Below are 16803 nucleotides of genomic sequence, written 5' to 3' on the forward strand. Positions count from 1 at the left end.
CCTTTCACGACGCTCTGCGTCGTCAACAGGACGCGGAACGTTCAGAGCTGCATGCCAAACGCGGAGCATTGGTTCGTGAGCTGTCAGCCCTGGCTCCGCTGCCACAACGCGTAATACACCTGACCAGCCTTTTTCTCGCGGTGCAATCGCCAGCTGCCCGGCAAGCCGGTGGTCGATGGCGGTGTTTCGCTTTCCGTGTAAATCCAGGCGGTGTCGGCCAGCCAGCCGTGGCTTTCCAGCAGGTTGCAGGCTGAAGCCAGCAGGCCCTGATGGAAGGGCGGGTCGAGGAACACCACGTCAAAGGGCGAGGCGGTGGCGGTTTCCAGGTGGCGCAGGGCGTCGGTCTGGGAGACCTGACCGCTGCTGCAGTTCAGCGCATCGAGGTTCTGGCGCAGGCTGGCGATGGCTGCCGCGTTGCTGTCCAGGGCCAGGCCCATGCTGGCGCCACGCGACAAGGCTTCGAAATACAGCGCGCCGCTGCCCGTGAAAACGTCCAGCACCCGGGCACCGGCGATGTAGGGTGCCAGCCAGTTGAACAGGGTTTCGCGCACGCGATCAGGTGTCGGGCGCAGGCCGGGGGCGTCGGGGAAGGTCAGGCGGCGGCTGCCCCATTCTCCGCCGATGATACGAAGCTGACCCAGGCCGTTGTGGCCCTTCGGACGTGGATTGGCCATCAGTGTTCCGGGACCCCTGCAGGTTGGCGGACGGGTTTGTCGGTCGGCGCCGGCAAGGGTTTTTGCTCGACGGTCGGACCCACCGTGACGATGACCATCTTGTCAGCGCTGAGGTGTTTGCTCATTGCCGCTTTCACCTGTTCGAAGGTCACGTTCTGCGCGGCGGCCATGTAGTCCTCGAGGTAGGTCAACGGCAGGTTGTAGAAACCGATGGCACCCAACTGGCCCACGATGGCCGAATTGCTGGCTGCAGTCAGCGGGAAGCTGCCGGTCAGTTCGCGCTTCACATCGTCGACTTCTTTCTGGGTCGGACCGTTGGCGAGGAAGTCGCGAACGATGTCCTGCACCAGCTTGAGGGTGTTTTCGCTCATTTCCGCACGCGTCTGCAGGCCGATCATGAATGGCCCCGCCACCTGCATGGCAGTGAAGCCGGAAGACACGCCGTAGGTCAGGCCGCGTTTTTCCCGCACTTCGGTCATCAGTCGGCTGCCGAAGCCGCCACCGCCCAATACCGAGTTACCCACGGTCAGTGCCGCGTAGTCCGGATCGTTACGGTCGATGCCCAACTGCGCGAGCATCAGGTGCGTCTGGTTGGAGACAAATTCGATGTGCGTGGTGCCTGCCTTGGGCTCGACCGGGTCAGCGACCTTGGCCAGCGCCGGGCCTTTGGGCAACGAGGCAGATACCTGTGCCGCGATGGCCTGCGCGTCGTCTCGCGACAGGTCTCCGACCAGAGCAATCACTGCATTGCCCGCTGCATAGCCTTTGGCGTGGAACGCCTTGAGCTGAGCCAGAGTGATGGCGTTGACGCTCTTGGCGTCGCCTTCGCTCGGGTGAGCGTAGGGGTGATCACCGTACAGACGATTGAACAGTTCCTTGCTGGCGATAGCGCCAGGGTTCTGCTTCTGAGTCTCGAAGCTGGCGATCAACTGGTTCTTGATTCGGGCCAGAGAATCGGCAGGGAAGGTGGGCTTGCCCACGACCTCACTGAACAGCTTCAGGGCCGGATCGCGCTTGTCCGCAGCACTCAGGCTGCGCAACGAGACCACCGCCATGTCACGGTAGGACCCGTTGCTGAAGTCGGCGCCCAGGCCTTCGAAGCCCTGGGCGATCGCGTTGACGTCCTTGCCTTTGATGCCCTCGTTGAGCATGGCGTTGGTCAGCAGGGCAATACCGGGGGATTTCTGGTCCTGGCTGCTACCGGCGGCGAACGTCAGGCGCATGTCGAACATGGGCAATTCGCGGGATTCCACGAACAGCACCCGGGCGCCCTCGGCGGTATTCCAGGTCTGGATGTTCAGGGGGCGACGGGCCGGAGCCTTGCCGTCCAGTTCCTTGAGGGTCTGCAGGTTGCTGCCCAGCGCGGGAGCGGCCTGGCCCTGCTCGGCAGGCGCGTCGTCGGCCAGGGCTGGCGGTGCGACAAAGGCGCCGAGCGAACCGGCCAGGATCAGGCCAAGCAGCGCATGACGTGGAGCATTGCGCGTGATCATTTGGCTTTCTCCTCAGGCAGAACGTGCGCAACGCTGAGGCGCTCACGGGTGAAATAGGTGTTGGCAGCTTTCTGGATGTCTTGCGGGGTTACGCTTTGCAGCGCCTCCAGTTCATTGTCCATCAGCTTCCAGGACAGGCCGACGGTTTCCAGCTCTCCGATCATGGTCGCCTGGCTGGTGATCGAGTCGCGCTCGTAGACCACACCGGCAATGACCTGAGCCCGGACACGCTCCAGCTCCTCGGCGGACGGTGCCTTGGTTTTCAGCTCATCGAGCAGGCGCCAGATCCCGGCTTCCACATCGGCCAGGGTTTTCTTCTTTTGCAGGTTGGGTGTGGCGCTGATCATGAACAGGCTGTCGCCGCGAGCGAACGCGTCGTAACGCGACGAGGCACCGGAGACCAACTCTTCGCCACGTTCCAGGCGCGAGGAAATGCGTGCGCTGTAGCCACCGTCGAGCAGCGCTGCGATCAGACGCAGGGCGTTCGCCGAGCGGGGATCTTCAGCGGTTGCGACACTCGGTACGTTGAAACCGTAGATCAGACTCGGCAACTGGGTTTTGACGTGCAGGGTGATCTTGCGCTCGCCTGGCTCGGCCAGTTCCAGTGGTTTTTTCGAAGGCGGTACATCGCGGCGCGGGATCGACCCGAAGAAGCGCTCTGCCAGGGCTTTGACTTCGTCCGGCTGCACATCACCGACGACCACCAGCGTGGCGTTGTTCGGCGCATACCAGGATTCGTACCAGTGGCGCAGTTCTTCGACCTTCATGCGCTCCAGGTCCGCCATCCAGCCAATGGTCGGCGTGTGATAGCCGCTGGCAGGGTAGGCCATTGCCTTGAAGCGCTCGAACGCCTTGCCCATTGGCTGGTCGTCAGTACGCAGGCGACGCTCTTCCTTGATGACCTCGATCTCGCGGCTGAATTCGTCGGCAGGCAATTTCAGGGTTGCCATGCGATCGGCTTCCAGTTCCAGCGCGACGTTCAGGCGGTCACGCGCCAGGACCTGGTAATAGGCGGTGTAGTCGTCGCTGGTGAACGCATTCTCTTCAGCGCCCAGATCGCGGAGAATCAGCGAGGACTCGCCCGGCCCGGTTTTGCTGCTGCCTTTGAACATCATGTGTTCAAGTGCGTGGGACAGACCGGTCTGGCCCGGCGTTTCGTAGCTGGAGCCGACCTTGTACCAGATCTGCGATACCACCACAGGAGCGCGGTGGTCTTCGCGAACAATAACCTTCAGGCCATTGTCGAGGGTGAATTCGTGAGTCGGTTGCGGATCAGCAGCCAATGCTGTCAAAGGCAGACAAATTGTGCTGAGCAGCAGGCCTGCGGCGCGGCGGGCTAGAGCATTCATTCGTAGTTTGAACCTGTAGGACGGCCCGCTTGAACTTAGCGTCGGCGGGCGCGGGGGTGTTAGGATACTGATCCGTTTGCTTCAGAGACAGCCTTCACTGGCCGATTGCGAGTGAAACCTGTCTGAAACGCAGGTAAAGGTAGCTGCACACGCGGCCGATGAGTGAACAAGAAGTCCTAAACGCAGTCTGTTTTGCATGTCAGAATTTTTCCGGGTCGCCCTCTGGCGCCCCGCAACCTTGAGATAGCCGTCCTCCATGTTTGGTTCCAACGACGACAAGAAGACCCCAGCCGAGGCTGGAGAGAAGAAAGGCCTGTTCGGGTGGCTGCGCAAGAAGCCGCAGCAAACCGAGTCGAAGCCAGCAGAATCATCCCCGACGCAACCCGACCCGATCGCCGATCAGGTTGCAGCGACGCCGCAGGTTGAGCCTCATGTTGCCTCGCAATCGGTGTCTGAAGTCACCGTCGAAGCGGCTGAGCCTGCCTCGCAACGTCATGTCGAGCCCGGTGCTCCGTCGCCCCAGCCCTGGCTGACCTTGCCGGTGACTGAAGAGCCGGTGGCATTGAGTGACGAGCGAGAGCCGCATGTCACGCCGGCCATCCCTGAACAGAACCATGCCCCTGTTGCGCCCGAACCGCGGGAGCCTGAACCCGTCATAGCGGAGCCGGTGGCGGATATCGTGCCGCTCGCGATGCCTGAGCCGGTCCTGGTTCAACCTGTTGCAGAGCCTGAGCCAGTGGTCGCGCAGGCAATGCCGCAACCTGTTCAGCCTGCTGCGCAAGCGGTTGCAGTGCCGGCGCCCGCACCGACACCTGAGCCAGAAACCGGCAAGGTCGGCTTCTTTGCGCGTCTCAAGCAGGGCCTGTCGAAGACCAGTGCCAGCATCGGCGAAGGCATGGCCAGCCTGTTTCTGGGCAAGAAGGCCATCGATGATGATCTGCTGGAAGAAATCGAAACCCGCCTGCTGACCGCCGATGTCGGCGTTGAGGCCACCTCGGTCATCATCAAGAGCCTGACTCAGAAGGTCGCGCGCAAGCAGTTGACCGACGCCCAAGCGTTGTACACCTCGTTGCAGGGCGAACTGGCTGCGATGCTCAAGCCTGTCGAGCAACCGCTGGTGATCAAGGCCGAACACAAGCCGTTCGTGATTCTGGTGGTCGGCGTCAATGGCGCGGGCAAGACCACCACCATCGGCAAGCTGGCCAAGAAGCTGCAATTGGAAGGCAAGAAGGTCATGCTGGCGGCGGGCGACACGTTCCGCGCTGCAGCCGTCGAGCAATTGCAGGTCTGGGGTGAGCGTAATCACATACCGGTCATCGCTCAGCACACCGGTGCCGACTCGGCTTCTGTCATCTTCGATGCCGTGCAGGCTGCCAAGGCTCGTGGCATCGACGTGCTGATCGCCGACACCGCCGGACGTCTGCACACCAAGGACAATCTGATGGAGGAGTTGAAGAAGGTTCGCCGCGTGATCGGCAAGCTGGACGCAGATGCCCCTCACGAAGTCCTGCTGGTCCTCGATGCGGGCACCGGGCAGAACGCTATCAATCAGGCCAAGCAATTCAACCAGACCGTCACGCTGACCGGGCTGGCGCTGACCAAGCTGGACGGCACCGCCAAGGGCGGCGTGATTTTCGCTTTGGCCAAGCAGTTCGGCTTGCCGATTCGCTATATCGGCGTTGGTGAAGGTATCGATGATCTGCGTACCTTCGAGGCCGAACCCTTTGTTCAGGCACTGTTTGCGGAGCGGGAGCGTCCATGATTCGATTCGAGCAGGTCGGTAAGCGCTACCCGAATGGACATGTCGGGTTGCATGAACTGAGCTTTCGAGTACGTCGCGGCGAGTTTTTGTTCGTCACCGGTCATTCCGGTGCCGGCAAAAGCACGCTGCTGCGCCTGTTGCTGGCCATGGAGCGTCCGACCACCGGCAAACTGATGCTGGCCGGTCAGGATCTTGGGCAAATCAGCAACGCACAAATCCCGTTTCTGCGTCGTCAGATCGGCGTGGTATTCCAGAATCACCAGTTGCTGTTCGATCGCACGGTGTTCAACAACATTGCGTTGCCCTTGCAGATCCTCGGCCTGTCCAAGCCCGAGATCGCCAAGCGGGTCGATTCGGCGCTTGAACGGGTAGCGTTGTCCGACAAGGCCGAGTTGTACCCGGGTGATCTCTCTACCGGTCAGCAACAGCGTGTCGGCATTGCCCGCGCCATTGTTCACCGTCCGGCCCTGCTGCTCGCCGATGAACCGACCGGTAACCTCGACCCACGGCTGGCGGCGGAGATCATGGGTGTGTTTGAAGATATCAACCGACTGGGGACCAGCGTGCTGATTGCCAGTCACGACCTGGCATTGATCGCCCGCATGCGTCATCGCATGCTGACCCTGCAGCGCGGTCGTCTGATCGGTGACGGGGAGGCCGGAGTATGAGTGCCACACGCAGCCCCAAGGTTTCAGAGCGCGTCGCGCCAAAAGCGGCCGATCCGCTACCGCCGAAACAGAAAAAGCAGCGCCACGACCACGATGACGATGGCCCTGATTTCAGTGCGCTGATGTCCGCCTGGCTGGAAAGCCATCGTTCCAGTCTACTGGACAGCCTGCGACGCCTGGGCAAACAGCCGATTGGCAGCTTTTTTACGTGTCTGGTGATGGCGATTGCCTTGAGCCTGCCGATGGGCTTGTCGTTGCTGCTGAGCAATGTCGAGCGTCTGGGTGGCTCATGGCAGCGCGCGGCGCAGATTTCGATTTATCTGAATCTGGATGCCAGTACTGCCGACGGCACGCGCCTGCGCGATGAAATCAAGGCGATGCCCGGTGTGGCAGATGCCGAGTACATCAGCAGCGAACAGGCATTGGGGGAGTTCAAGCAGCAGTCCGGGTTGGGCGAGGCGCTCAAGGAATTGCCGGAGAACCCGCTTCCGGGCGTGGTGCTGGTGACGCCGGACGAAGTGGACAAACCTGCGCTGGAAGCCTTGCGTACGCGACTCGCCGGACTACCTAAAGTAGAACAGGCGCAACTGGACCTGGTCTGGGTAGAAAGGCTGGCCGCGATCCTCAAACTGGGTGACCGTTTCGTTTTCGGCTTGACGGTTCTGCTGGTCTCGGCTTTGCTGTTAGTAATTGGTAACACAATTCGTCTACACATTGAAAACCGCCGCATCGAAATCGAAGTGATCAAGCTGGTGGGCGGTACCGACAGCTACGTGCGCAGGCCTTTCCTTTATATGGGCGCGCTGTACGGCTTCGGGGCGGGCATCCTGTCCTGGGGCGTTCTGGCTTATGGCCTGAACTGGCTGAACGGCGCGGTTGTCGGACTGGCAGGTCTCTATGGAAGTGACTTTGCGCTGGCCGGTGTGCCGATGGGTGATGGTCTTTCCCTCTTGCTTGGAGCGGTTCTGTTAGGGTATATCGGTGCCTGGATTGCGGTGGCCCGACATCTTCGTGAACTGGCGCCCCGGTAGAGCCACATTATTGTTTCACCAGACTGGCCTCTGAAAATCAAGGAACTTGGTTAGCGGTTCCGGGTCAATCTGGCTAATGCTGAACTGCACATAACCTGTGCGCTGGAGGTTTTTTCGTATGACCACTTCTTTGCAACCTGCTTATGCTCTAGTCCCGGGTGCGAACCTCGAGGCCTACGTGCACACGGTCAACAGCATTCCTTTGCTGACGCCCGAGCAGGAGCGTGAACTGGCTGAGAGTCTCTACTATGAGCAGGATCTGGACGCGGCCCGTCAAATGGTCCTCGCCCACCTGCGATTCGTCGTGCACATCGCGCGCAGTTATTCGGGTTACGGTCTGGCTCAGGCCGACCTGATCCAGGAAGGTAACGTCGGTCTGATGAAGGCCGTGAAGCGTTTCAATCCGGAAATGGGCGTGCGTCTGGTCTCTTTTGCCGTGCACTGGATCAAGGCTGAAATTCACGAGTTCATCCTGCGTAACTGGCGCATCGTCAAGGTCGCCACGACCAAGGCGCAGCGCAAGCTGTTCTTCAACCTGCGCAGCCAGAAGAAGCGTCTGGCCTGGCTGAACAACGATGAAGTGCATCGCGTCGCTGAAAGCCTGGGCGTCGAGCCGCGTGAAGTGCGTGAGATGGAAAGCCGTCTGACGGGCCATGACATGGCCTTCGACCCGGCAGCCGAGGCGGATGACGACAGCGCGTTCCAGTCGCCAGCCAATTATCTGGAAGACCACCGCTACGACCCGGCGCGTCAACTGGAAGACTCCGACTGGACCGACAACTCCACCGCCAATCTGCATCAGGCGCTGGACGTGCTGGACGAACGCAGCCGCGACATCCTCTACCAGCGCTGGCTGGCAGAAGAAAAAGCCACGCTGCACTACTTGGCGCAGAAGTACAACGTTTCTGCAGAGCGTATTCGCCAGCTGGAAAAAAGCGCGATGAACAAGCTCAAGACGTCGATTGCTGCGTAAGGTTACCTAGCAACGAAAAACGCCCCGAGACAATCGGGGCGTTTTTTGTTTGTGTATCAGCTATCGTGCGACGCTCTGCATCGGCATGCCGTTCTGGACGCTCTGCGTCCTCTTCTCCGAACTAGCGCCAGCCCATCACCAGCGACGACTGCTGTTCAACCCCTGCAAATACTCATCCCCACCCAATTGACGCATTTGCTGACGAATCCAGCCGGCGCGACGCGAGACGTAGCTGCTCGGGTGGCTGGCGCTCCACTGGCGCGGGTTGGGCAGGACGGCGGCGAGGTAGCTGGCCTGCTGGGCGGAAAGCGCGCTGGCGTTGGTGCGGAAGTGATGTTGCGCCGCAGCCTGGGCGCCGAATACACCTTCGTCCCACTCGACACTGTTGAGGTACACCTCGAGGATGCGCTCCTTGGACCAGAGCAGTTCGATCAGCATGGTGAACCAGGCTTCCAGCCCCTTGCGCAGGTAGCTGCGGCCGGACCACAGGAACAGGTTTTTCGACACCTGCTGGCTGAGCGTGCTGGCACCGCGTATCGAGCCGCCGCGCTCGTTGTGCAGGATGGCCGCTTGAATGGCGTCGACGTCGAAACCCCAATGCTCGGCAAACTTCTGGTCTTCGCCGGCAATGACCGCAATTTTCAGGTCGTCGGAGATTTTGTCCCACGGTTCCCAGTCGCGTTGCAGGTCGATAGGCTCGCCATCGACCCAGGATTCGACTTTACGCTCGACCATCAGCGCACTGCCCGGTGGCGGCACCCAGCGCAAAACCAGAACCACGAGAACACTGCCTGCGGCGAACCACAGCAGGGCTTTGACGATACGACGAAGAATAGACTGCAGCATAGAGATGGCTTGGCCGAACCCGTTGAGCGGGCCATTATACAGACCGTGCGCCTTTCGACGATTTTTCACTGGAGTTCCTGATGCTTCGTAGCTTTTTGATGCTGGCCGCTTTCTTCGGCTTCACCGGTGTCGCCCTGGGCGCATTTGCTGCCCACGGTCTCAAGGAACGCCTGAGTGCCGAGTATCTGGCGGTGTTCCACACCGGTGTGCTTTATCAGCTGATTCACGCGCTGGCCCTGCTCGGCGTGGCGATCCTGGCAACGCACATCCCCGGGCGCCTGATCACCTGGGCCGGATTCTCCTTCGCGGTCGGTATCCTGCTGTTTTCCGGCAGCCTCTACGCGCTGACCCTGACCGGTTTCAGTAAGCTGGGCATCATCACGCCGTTCGGTGGGCTGGCATTTCTGTTCGGCTGGTCGATGCTCGGTCTGGCGGCCTGGAGGCTGGGCTCACCTCCTTGAGCGCCTGCTCCCCGGAAAGCAGACCGCGCTTGAGACGAATGGCGTGGCTTTGCCTTGGTCATACCGGCTGATCGGGCTAGAATGCTGGCCCCCTAAAATGATGGCTGCTCTCGCATGCACATTCAGTTGAACGGCGAACCCTTTGAATTGCCCGATGGCGAAACCGTCGCGGCATTGCTGACCCGTCTGGACCTTGCAGGGCGCCGGGTCGCGGTGGAACTGAACCTGGATATCGTGCCGCGCAGTCAACATGCGGCGACCGTCCTGAGTGAAGGCGATCAGGTCGAAGTGGTTCATGCCATTGGCGGTGGCTAGTTCGCAATCCGCACTGCGCCCAACCCAATCTGCACGTTATGAGGATTTCCGATGAGCAATGTTCGCAGCGACAAGCCCTTCGTCCTGGCCGGTCGGACTTTCGAGTCGCGCCTGCTGGTAGGCACCGGCAAGTACATCGATATGGAACAGACCCGTCTGGCCATCGAAGCCTCGGGCGCCGAGATCGTCACCGTTGCCGTGCGCCGTACCAACCTGGGCCAGAACCCCGGCGAGCCGAACCTGCTGGACGTGCTGCCGCCTGATCGCTACACCATATTGCCGAACACCGCTGGCTGCTTCGATGCGACCGAGGCCGTGCGCACCTGCCGCCTGTCCCGCGAACTGCTCGACGGCCGCAATCTGGTCAAGCTCGAAGTGCTGGCCGACCAGAAAACCCTGTTCCCGAATGTGATCGAAACCCTCAAGGCCGCCGAGATCCTGGTCAAGGACGGTTTCGACGTGATGGTCTACACCAGTGATGACCCGATCATCGCCCGTCAGCTGGCCGAAATCGGCTGTATCGCGATCATGCCGCTGGCCGGCCTGATCGGCAGCGGTCTGGGTATCTGCAACCCGTACAACCTGCAGATCATTCTTGAAGAAACCAAAGTGCCGGTGCTGGTCGATGCCGGTGTCGGTACTGCCTCCGATGCCACCATCGCGATGGAACTGGGCTGTGAAGCCGTATTGATGAACTCGGCCATCGCCCATGCCCAGCAGCCGGTGATGATGGCCGAAGCCATGAAGCACGCCGTAATTGCCGGTCGTCTGGCCTACCTGGCCGGGCGCATGCCACGAAAACTCTATGCCAGCGCGTCTTCGCCGCTGGATGGCCTGATCAAGTAAGAGCCCGTTGATGACTGATTCGCACGTTCCGCACCCAGAGTCGCCTGCTGTCGAAGAAGGCGAAGAGCGCCCGCACCGCCGCATCAAGAGTTTTGTGATGCGTGCCGGCCGCATGACCGAAGGTCAGCAGCGCGGCCTCGATCAAGGCCTCCCGCTCTATGGCCTGTCGCTGACCGACACGCCTGTTGATTTCGATCAGGTATTCGGTCGCTCTGCGCCGCGTACGCTGGAAATCGGCTTCGGCATGGGCCATTCGCTGCTGGAAATGGCCGCTGCGGCTCCCGAGCACGACTTCATCGGTGTCGAGGTGCACTCTCCAGGCGTAGGCGCATTGCTCAACGGCGTACTCACCCAGGGGCTGACCAATGTGCGCGTCTACGATTGCGACGCCATTGAAGTGCTGAACCGCTGCGTTGCGGACAACAGCCTGGATCGACTGATGCTGTTCTTCCCGGACCCGTGGCACAAGAGTCGTCACCACAAGCGCCGTATCGTGCAGCCTGAATTCGCCGCACTGGTGCGCAGCAAGCTGAAGGCAGGCGGCGTGTTCCACATGGCCACTGATTGGGGCCCGTACGCGGAATACATGCTGGAAGTGATGAGCGTGGCGCCCGGTTATCGCAACCAGGCCGAAGACAACCAGTACGTTCCGCGCCCTGCGGAACGGCCGATCACCAAGTTCGAGCGCCGTGGCGAGAAGCTCGGACATGGCGTCTGGGATCTGAAGTTCGAGAAAGTCGACTGACCGGCTTTGCGGGTTGCTGACAACCCGCAATGTCGTGTCGCTTACTGAATCTCGTCCGGCTTGACGATCACCCAGTTCTTGTCCGCCGTGACCGGCAGCTTCTCCTTGGCCTGAGCTTCGGCATTGTCCTTGATCATGCCGTTCAGCTGGGTCATGTACTTGTCCTTGCGGTTGATCCACAAGTGCACGCCGCCCTTGCTCACGTCGACGCTGTGAAACAGCATGTAGCCGTCGCTTGTCGGGGTATCGCCGCCGACCAGGACCGGTTTTTTCCACTGGTCGATGTAGGTCAGAATGGCCGCCTGCTTGCCCGCCATCCAGGTTGCCGGTGTCCACAGGTATGGCGTCAGCTCCAGACCCATGTTGCTTTTCGGATCGTATTTACCCGCTGTGATCTGCTTGCGTGCCGTGGTTAGCTCGCCTGTTTTGCGGTCCTTGAGCAGCGTGCTCACGCCGATCACACTCTGCGGTTTGACGTTGTAGCCGTACTTCGGGTCGGCAGCGACCATACGCACCAGCTCTTCGGACGCGGCGGTCATCACATACACCTCGATGCCGTTTTCCATCAGCTTGTTGTACAGCTCGGTCTGCCCGGTGAATACCCGCGGCGGCTCGACATTGAGCTGCTTGACGGTATCGCCTTCGTAGTAGGTCGCAGGGATCGGTTTTTTCAGGGCCATCAGCTCATCGACATAGCCTTTGAGCTCCTGAAGCGTAAAGCCGGAAAACACCTGCGCGACCCACGGGTAGCAGACCATGTCGTCTATTTCGCAAAGACGATAGTAGTAGCTGAACAGGCTTTCCTTGTGCTCGGCGGTGTCTTTGAAGGGGATCAGCTTGAGCGAGGGGTCGAGTTTTTCGCGGGTGATCAGGCCTTTGTTTTCCATGTACGGCAGCAGCGACTCTTCGAGGTCGAAGCGGTAGCTGGTGTTGTCCATGTCGAAGACGGCGTAATTGCCCTTGTTGGCATTCGCCGCAATCATCGCGTCGAGCGCCTTGGCGGCAGGCTCGGGCCAATGCTTCAATTCGGTGGCCGCGATAGCCTGGCTGGCAAGCCCGAAGCAGACGGCAGCAGCCAACAGTTTTGGCACGAGTTTCATAGGCGATTTCCCCTTGTCGAAAAAACGAAGGGGCAGACCGTAACAAATTATTGTGAAGGCAAAAGTACGTCAGCGACCCGAAAAAGGCCAAATGACGCCGTTTGCCCCTTTATTTGCGACAGTGAAACCAAAAACGACACTTTTATTGCAGTTTTTCGTCAGTGGCCGCCATTGTGCCGAAAATTGCTGATCAGACGCGTTCCCACACTTCGAAGTTGTAGGCAGGCTTGTCATCGACGGCGGCGTTTTCGATGTTGGATACCAGCTCCCACTGCGCCGTATCGAATTCAGGAAACCACGCGTCGCCATCAGGGCTCAGTGCCACGCGAGTCAGGTACAGGCGATCCGCCTCGGGAAGGCCCTGGGCATAAAGCTGAGCGCCGCCGATCAGCATCACCTCCTCGACACCCTGTTCCTGCGCCCACTGCTCGGCGCGCACGACGGCGGCGTCCAGCGAAGCGAAGACTTCCGCGCCTTCAAGCTGCAGATCAGTCTGGCGGCTGACCACCAGGTTGAGGCGGCCAGGCAGCGGGCGACCCAACGAATCCCAGGTCTTGCGACCCATGATGATCGGCTTGCCGAGCGTCGTTGCCTTGAAGTATTTGAAATCCCCCGGCAAATGCCAGGGCATGGAATTGTCGACGCCAATCACTCGGTTTTCACCAAGGGCGGCAATCAGGCTGAGGGGGAGATGAGTTTTCATGCCGCGAGGATATCAGAGGTCGCAGGGCAGGCGAATGAACTGACATGCGCCGTGCTCAGTCCCATGACTGCGGTTATGCTCACCGCTGAATTCAATCAAGAGACACTGTGTGACTGCACTGACCCCCCTCGATACCCTCTGGCTGACCGAAGCCGTGCGCCTGCGTGAACAGCAGGCGGGCGTGCTGGATGATCAGGAAGCCAATCGCCGTGCCCGCGCTGCCGGCGGCGACCTGACTGCGCGCATTACCCACCGCGCCCTCGGCCTGGCGCAGCGCGACGGCATGCTTGGCGCACTGCACCACTGGAAGCAGGGCGCACGGCTGGCGTTGATTGCGCTGGCGGTGCTCTCGGTGATCAGTGGCGCGGGCCTGGCGTTCGCTGCAATGGGCGACGGGCAGGCAGCGGTCAATGTGTTCTGGGCGCTGGGCAGCCTGCTGGGGCTGAACCTTGTGCTGTTGCTGACCTGGGCGCTGGGCCTGATCTTCGCCGGGCGCAGTAACACCGGGCTGGGCCGAGTGTGGCTGTGGCTGAGCGAAAAACTCGCCCGTGACGCCCAGGCCGCGCAGCTTGCCCCCGCGCTGGTTTTGCTGCTGCAACGCCAGCGCTTGAACCGCTGGGCGCTGGGGCTGGTGGTTCACAGCCTGTGGCTGCTGGCGTTACTCACTGCGCTGGTGTTGCTGTTGATGCTGATGGCGACCCGACGCTACGGGTTTGTCTGGGAAACCACCATTCTGAGCAGCGACACGTTCGTCAGCCTTACCCAGACGCTCAGTACGATCCCGGCGTGGCTGGGGTTCAGTGTGCCGGACGAAACCATGATTCGCTCCAGCGGCAATGGCGCGTTGAGTATCGAGAATGCGCGTCAGGCCTGGGCGGCATGGCTGGTCGGTGTGCTGCTGGTGTACGGCATCGTGCCGCGTCTTTTGCTGGCCGGGTTCTGCCTGTGGCGCTGGAAGCAGGGCAGGGCAGCGCTGCGCCTTGATCTGGATTTGCCCGAATACCTTGAATTGCGTGAGCGCCTGATGCCCAGCAGCGAGCGCCTGGGTGTCAACGATGCCGAGCCTGCCGCACTGCATCAGGTGCAGTCCGGCGCAGGGGCGAGCGAAAGCGACGGCGCGTTGCTGGTGGCCATCGAGCTGGATGATCAGCAGGTCTGGCCGCCAGCGCTGCCGTCGGGTGTTGCTGATGCAGGTGTTCTCGACAGCCGTGAGTCGCGCCACAAGCTGCTGGAGCAACTGACCCAGTATCCGCCTGCGCGCATAGTGATCGCCTGCGACCCGCGCCGCTCGCCGGACCGTGGCAGTCTGGCGTTGATCGCCGAACTGGCACGCTGCGCCGGTGCAGCGCGCATCTGGCTGCTGCCCGCGCCTGCCAGGCAGAGGCTTGATCCCGAGCGCCTTGGCGACTGGCACGTCGCGCTGGATCAGCTGCAGTTGCCACACGCCGACAGTGCGCCCTTGAACTGGCTGGAGACAGGCCATGACTGAAGCAGACAGCACTCGTGCGATCAAGCTGGCGGTGGTCGGTCATACCAACGTCGGCAAGACCTCGCTGCTGCGTACCCTGACCGGTGATGTCAGCTTTGGCGAAGTGTCCCATCGCCCCAGCACGACTCGTCATGTCGAAGGCGCGCGCCTTTCTGTGGACGGCGAGGCCTTGGTCGAGCTGTACGATACGCCTGGCCTGGAAGACGCTATCGCACTGCTCGATTATCTGGAGCGCCTGGACCGTCCCGGCGAGCGTCTGGACGGACCGGCGCGACTGGCGCGCTTTCTGGAGGGCAGCGAGGCGCGCCAGCGTTTTGAGCAGGAGGCCAAAGTCATGCGCCAGTTGCTCGGCTCGGACGCTGGGCTGTATGTGATCGATGCACGCGAACCGGTACTCGCCAAGTACCGTGATGAGCTGGCGGTGCTGGCCAGTTGTGGCAAGCCACTGCTGCCGGTGCTGAATTTCGTCAGTGCACAGCAACACCGCGAGCCGGAGTGGCGCGAAGCGCTTTCACGCCTGGGGCTGCATGCATTGGTGCGCTTCGACAGCGTCGCACCGCCGGAAGACGGCGGTCGACGTCTCTATGAAAGCCTGGCGCTTCTGCTGGAAAGCGCGCGGCCGCGGCTCGAGCGTTTGATTGAGGATCAGGAAAAACAGCGCACGGCCAAACGTCACAGCGCTGCTCGCCTGATCGCCGAACTGCTGATTGATTGTGCTGCATGCCGGCGTAGCGTCGAGACCACTGCCGAGCAGGAGCAGCAGGCTGTGGAAGCGTTGCGCAAAGCGGTTCGCCAGCGCGAACAGCAATGTGTCGAGGCGCTGCTCAAGCTGTATGCGTTTCGCAAGGATGATGTGTCCAGCAGCGATTTGCCGTTGATGGACGGTCGTTGGGGCGATGATCTGTTCAACCCGGAAACCCTGAAGTTGATGGGCGTGCGCGTTGGCGGCGGGGTGGCGGCTGGCGCTGCGGCCGGGGCAGGGGTCGACCTGATGGTCGGCGGCGTAACGCTTGGCGCGGCGGCTTTGGTCGGCGCGATTGCTGGTGGTGCGTTATCCACGGCGCGCAGCTACGGAGGCCGGTTGCTCGGCAAGTTCAAGGGGCGCAGAGAGCTGACCGTCGATGATGCGGTACTGCGCCTGCTCGCCCTGCGTCAGCGCCACTTGCTGTTGGCGCTGGGTGTCAGGGGCCACGCTGCTCTGCACAGCATCGAACTGACCACACCGCAGGACAAGACCTGGCGCAAAGGCAAAATCCCCGAGCCCCTGAACCGCGCCCGCGCCCACCCGCAATGGTCCACACTCAACCCGCACGCCAAACCGAATCAGGCGGAGCGGCAGGAAGCGATTGATCAACTGGCGGATGTGGTTTTGCAGGATTGACTGTTCCAGCGCTGAAGACCGGACGCGGAGCGTCGCACGATAGTTGAGGATGAAGCTGAGCACGATAGTTGAGATATCGTTCCTCACGCTCCAGCGTGGGAATGCAGTGGGTGACGCTCCGCGTCACAAATCTGCGCCTTGACGCATCCTCCAGAACCCCCGCATTCAGGCGCTTTTCAGCTTGCCGTTTACCGGCGAAAACCCGCCAATTATTTTTATTGATTGATCGTTCAATAAAAAATCTTTAGACTGGTCTCACCGTTTTGGTACAACGATCACTGCAGACACCCGGGAGAATCGCGCCAATGCCCAAGGTCGGAATGCAACCCATCCGCCGCCAACAGTTGATCCAGGCCACGCTGACTGCGGTCGATCAGGTCGGTATGGGCGATGCCAGCATTGCGCTGATTGCGCGACTGGCAGGCGTTTCCAACGGCATCATCAGTCACTATTTTCAGGACAAGAACGGCCTGATAGCCGCCACGATGCGGCATCTGATGAACGCCTTGATCCAGAACGTCCGCGAACGCCGTCAGGCGCTGACCGAGGACAGCCCCAGGGCTCACCTGCAAGTGATCATCGAAGGCAACTTCGACGCCAGTCAGGTCAGCGGCCCGGCCATGAAAACCTGGCTGGCCTTCTGGGCGACCAGCATGCATCACCCTTCGCTGCACCGATTGCAGCGTATCAACGACCACCGTTTGTATTCGAACCTGTGCTGTCAGTTCCGCCGCACCTTGCCACTGGAACAGGCACGCAGCGCCGCCCGCGGGCTGGCAGCCCTGATAGACGGGTTGTGGCTGAGAGGCGCGCTGTCAGGCGATGCATTCGACACCGAGCAAGCGCAACGGATCGCTTACGAGTACATGGATTTCCAATTGGCGAAATCGGCGAGCTGAGGCTTTCGAAGCCCCTTACCGAACGACTGTAAAAGCCTGTTGCCGAACGAACCCGGCACACTGAAATCAGT

General features: G+C 61.1%; 17 protein-coding genes. 11 read left to right on the plus strand and 6 right to left on the minus strand.

Annotated elements, in window-relative coordinates:
* Positions 1–83: 83 nt before the first annotated feature.
* The 3 genes from rsmD to PCPL58_RS04495 are packed head-to-tail and all read right to left on the minus strand — an operon-like array spanning position 84 to position 3513.
* On the minus strand, positions 84–674 hold the full coding sequence (gene rsmD / locus PCPL58_RS04485) for a 16S rRNA (guanine(966)-N(2))-methyltransferase RsmD (RefSeq protein WP_065348899.1): 591 nt from the start codon (positions 672–674) through the stop codon (positions 84–86).
* Entirely contained in the window at positions 674–2164 is a 1491-nt protein-coding gene (locus tag PCPL58_RS04490) for a M16 family metallopeptidase (protein ID WP_065348900.1), read from the minus strand. Before PCPL58_RS04490 ends, rsmD begins: the two co-directional genes overlap by 1 nt.
* Complete coding sequence (locus tag PCPL58_RS04495; RefSeq protein WP_003372526.1) at positions 2161–3513, minus strand: M16 family metallopeptidase; 1353 nt, start codon at positions 3511–3513, stop codon at positions 2161–2163. The genes PCPL58_RS04490 and PCPL58_RS04495 overlap by 4 nt, the downstream gene beginning before the upstream one ends.
* A gap of 256 nt (positions 3514–3769) precedes the next feature.
* On the opposite strand from PCPL58_RS04495, the gene ftsY reads away from it, so the two are divergent.
* The 4 genes from ftsY to rpoH all read left to right on the plus strand — a co-directional run bounded on the left by ftsY (position 3770) and on the right by rpoH (position 7947).
* Positions 3770–5275 carry a signal recognition particle-docking protein FtsY gene (ftsY, locus tag PCPL58_RS04500; protein ID WP_058396367.1) on the plus strand — a complete coding sequence of 502 codons (1506 nt, stop codon included), beginning with the start codon at positions 3770–3772 and terminating at the stop codon, positions 5273–5275.
* Positions 5272–5943, plus strand: coding sequence for a cell division ATP-binding protein FtsE (gene ftsE, locus PCPL58_RS04505; protein WP_002555631.1), 672 nt, complete (start codon positions 5272–5274; stop codon positions 5941–5943). The genes ftsY and ftsE overlap by 4 nt, the downstream gene beginning before the upstream one ends.
* Positions 5940–6974 carry a permease-like cell division protein FtsX gene (ftsX, locus tag PCPL58_RS04510; protein ID WP_003372518.1) on the plus strand — a complete coding sequence of 345 codons (1035 nt, stop codon included), beginning with the start codon at positions 5940–5942 and terminating at the stop codon, positions 6972–6974. Before ftsE ends, ftsX begins: the two co-directional genes overlap by 4 nt.
* A gap of 118 nt (positions 6975–7092) precedes the next feature.
* Positions 7093–7947: an RNA polymerase sigma factor RpoH gene (gene rpoH / locus PCPL58_RS04515; protein WP_065348901.1), complete on the plus strand. Its 855-nt coding sequence runs from the start codon at positions 7093–7095 to the stop codon at positions 7945–7947.
* Between the two features lie 135 nt (positions 7948–8082).
* On the opposite strand, the gene mtgA is transcribed toward rpoH, so the two are convergent.
* Positions 8083–8793, minus strand: coding sequence for a monofunctional biosynthetic peptidoglycan transglycosylase (mtgA, locus tag PCPL58_RS04520; RefSeq protein WP_024661885.1), 711 nt, complete (start codon positions 8791–8793; stop codon positions 8083–8085).
* 80 nt (positions 8794–8873) lie between these two features.
* Between mtgA and PCPL58_RS04525 the strand changes: the two genes are divergently transcribed.
* From PCPL58_RS04525 to trmB, 4 genes are all read left to right on the plus strand, one after another.
* Positions 8874–9254 (plus strand): DUF423 domain-containing protein, encoded by a 381-nt coding sequence (locus PCPL58_RS04525; protein WP_003372515.1) that lies wholly within the window; start codon positions 8874–8876, stop codon positions 9252–9254.
* 114 nt (positions 9255–9368) lie between these two features.
* Positions 9369–9569: a sulfur carrier protein ThiS gene (gene thiS, locus PCPL58_RS04530; RefSeq protein WP_003372514.1), complete on the plus strand. Its 201-nt coding sequence runs from the start codon at positions 9369–9371 to the stop codon at positions 9567–9569.
* Positions 9570–9620: 51 nt separating this feature from the next.
* Entirely contained in the window at positions 9621–10415 is a 795-nt protein-coding gene (locus PCPL58_RS04535) for a thiazole synthase (RefSeq protein ID WP_003304387.1), read from the plus strand.
* Between the two features lie 97 nt (positions 10416–10512).
* On the plus strand, positions 10513–11160 hold the full coding sequence (trmB, locus tag PCPL58_RS04540; RefSeq protein ID WP_216818618.1) for a tRNA (guanosine(46)-N7)-methyltransferase TrmB: 648 nt from the start codon (positions 10513–10515) through the stop codon (positions 11158–11160).
* A 41-nt stretch (positions 11161–11201) separates the two neighbouring features.
* On the opposite strand, the gene PCPL58_RS04545 is transcribed toward trmB, so the two are convergent.
* Complete coding sequence (locus PCPL58_RS04545) at positions 11202–12260, minus strand: HAD family hydrolase (RefSeq protein WP_065348902.1); 1059 nt, start codon at positions 12258–12260, stop codon at positions 11202–11204.
* Positions 12261–12450: 190 nt separating this feature from the next.
* Positions 12451–12963 (minus strand): dihydrofolate reductase, encoded by a 513-nt coding sequence (locus tag PCPL58_RS04550; protein WP_065348903.1) that lies wholly within the window; start codon positions 12961–12963, stop codon positions 12451–12453.
* A 109-nt stretch (positions 12964–13072) separates the two neighbouring features.
* Here PCPL58_RS04550 and PCPL58_RS04555 point away from each other — a divergent pair, with 109 nt between their 5' ends.
* The 3 genes from PCPL58_RS04555 to betI all read left to right on the plus strand — a co-directional run bounded on the left by PCPL58_RS04555 (position 13073) and on the right by betI (position 16732).
* The gene (locus PCPL58_RS04555) at positions 13073–14452 is read left to right on the plus strand and encodes a DUF2868 domain-containing protein (protein ID WP_065348904.1); all 1380 of its coding nucleotides are present in this window, start codon (positions 13073–13075) and stop codon (positions 14450–14452) included.
* Positions 14445–15833, plus strand: coding sequence for a DUF3482 domain-containing protein (locus PCPL58_RS04560; RefSeq protein WP_003372506.1), 1389 nt, complete (start codon positions 14445–14447; stop codon positions 15831–15833). Before PCPL58_RS04555 ends, PCPL58_RS04560 begins: the two co-directional genes overlap by 8 nt.
* A gap of 305 nt (positions 15834–16138) precedes the next feature.
* On the plus strand, positions 16139–16732 hold the full coding sequence (gene betI / locus PCPL58_RS04565) for a transcriptional regulator BetI (RefSeq protein WP_002555619.1): 594 nt from the start codon (positions 16139–16141) through the stop codon (positions 16730–16732).
* The last annotated feature ends 71 nt before the right edge of the window (positions 16733–16803 follow it).

Source organism: Pseudomonas cerasi (assembly GCF_900074915.1).
GTDB lineage: Bacteria > Pseudomonadota > Gammaproteobacteria > Pseudomonadales > Pseudomonadaceae > Aquipseudomonas > Aquipseudomonas cerasi.

Coding starts and splice junctions, on each gene's coding strand:
- rsmD (WP_065348899.1), bottom strand. CDS start 674: ATGGCCAATCCACGTCCGAAGGGCCACAACGGCCTGGGTCAGCTTCGT.
- PCPL58_RS04490 (WP_065348900.1), bottom strand. CDS start 2,164: ATGATCACGCGCAATGCTCCACGTCATGCGCTGCTTGGCCTGATCCTG.
- PCPL58_RS04495 (WP_003372526.1), bottom strand. CDS start 3,513: ATGAATGCTCTAGCCCGCCGCGCCGCAGGCCTGCTGCTCAGCACAATT.
- ftsY (WP_058396367.1), top strand. CDS start 3,770: ATGTTTGGTTCCAACGACGACAAGAAGACCCCAGCCGAGGCTGGAGAG.
- ftsE (WP_002555631.1), top strand. CDS start 5,272: ATGATTCGATTCGAGCAGGTCGGTAAGCGCTACCCGAATGGACATGTC.
- ftsX (WP_003372518.1), top strand. CDS start 5,940: ATGAGTGCCACACGCAGCCCCAAGGTTTCAGAGCGCGTCGCGCCAAAA.
- rpoH (WP_065348901.1), top strand. CDS start 7,093: ATGACCACTTCTTTGCAACCTGCTTATGCTCTAGTCCCGGGTGCGAAC.
- mtgA (WP_024661885.1), bottom strand. CDS start 8,793: ATGCTGCAGTCTATTCTTCGTCGTATCGTCAAAGCCCTGCTGTGGTTC.
- PCPL58_RS04525 (WP_003372515.1), top strand. CDS start 8,874: ATGCTTCGTAGCTTTTTGATGCTGGCCGCTTTCTTCGGCTTCACCGGT.
- thiS (WP_003372514.1), top strand. CDS start 9,369: ATGCACATTCAGTTGAACGGCGAACCCTTTGAATTGCCCGATGGCGAA.
- PCPL58_RS04535 (WP_003304387.1), top strand. CDS start 9,621: ATGAGCAATGTTCGCAGCGACAAGCCCTTCGTCCTGGCCGGTCGGACT.
- trmB (WP_216818618.1), top strand. CDS start 10,513: ATGCGTGCCGGCCGCATGACCGAAGGTCAGCAGCGCGGCCTCGATCAA.
- PCPL58_RS04545 (WP_065348902.1), bottom strand. CDS start 12,260: ATGAAACTCGTGCCAAAACTGTTGGCTGCTGCCGTCTGCTTCGGGCTT.
- PCPL58_RS04550 (WP_065348903.1), bottom strand. CDS start 12,963: ATGAAAACTCATCTCCCCCTCAGCCTGATTGCCGCCCTTGGTGAAAAC.
- PCPL58_RS04560 (WP_003372506.1), top strand. CDS start 14,445: ATGACTGAAGCAGACAGCACTCGTGCGATCAAGCTGGCGGTGGTCGGT.
- betI (WP_002555619.1), top strand. CDS start 16,139: ATGCCCAAGGTCGGAATGCAACCCATCCGCCGCCAACAGTTGATCCAG.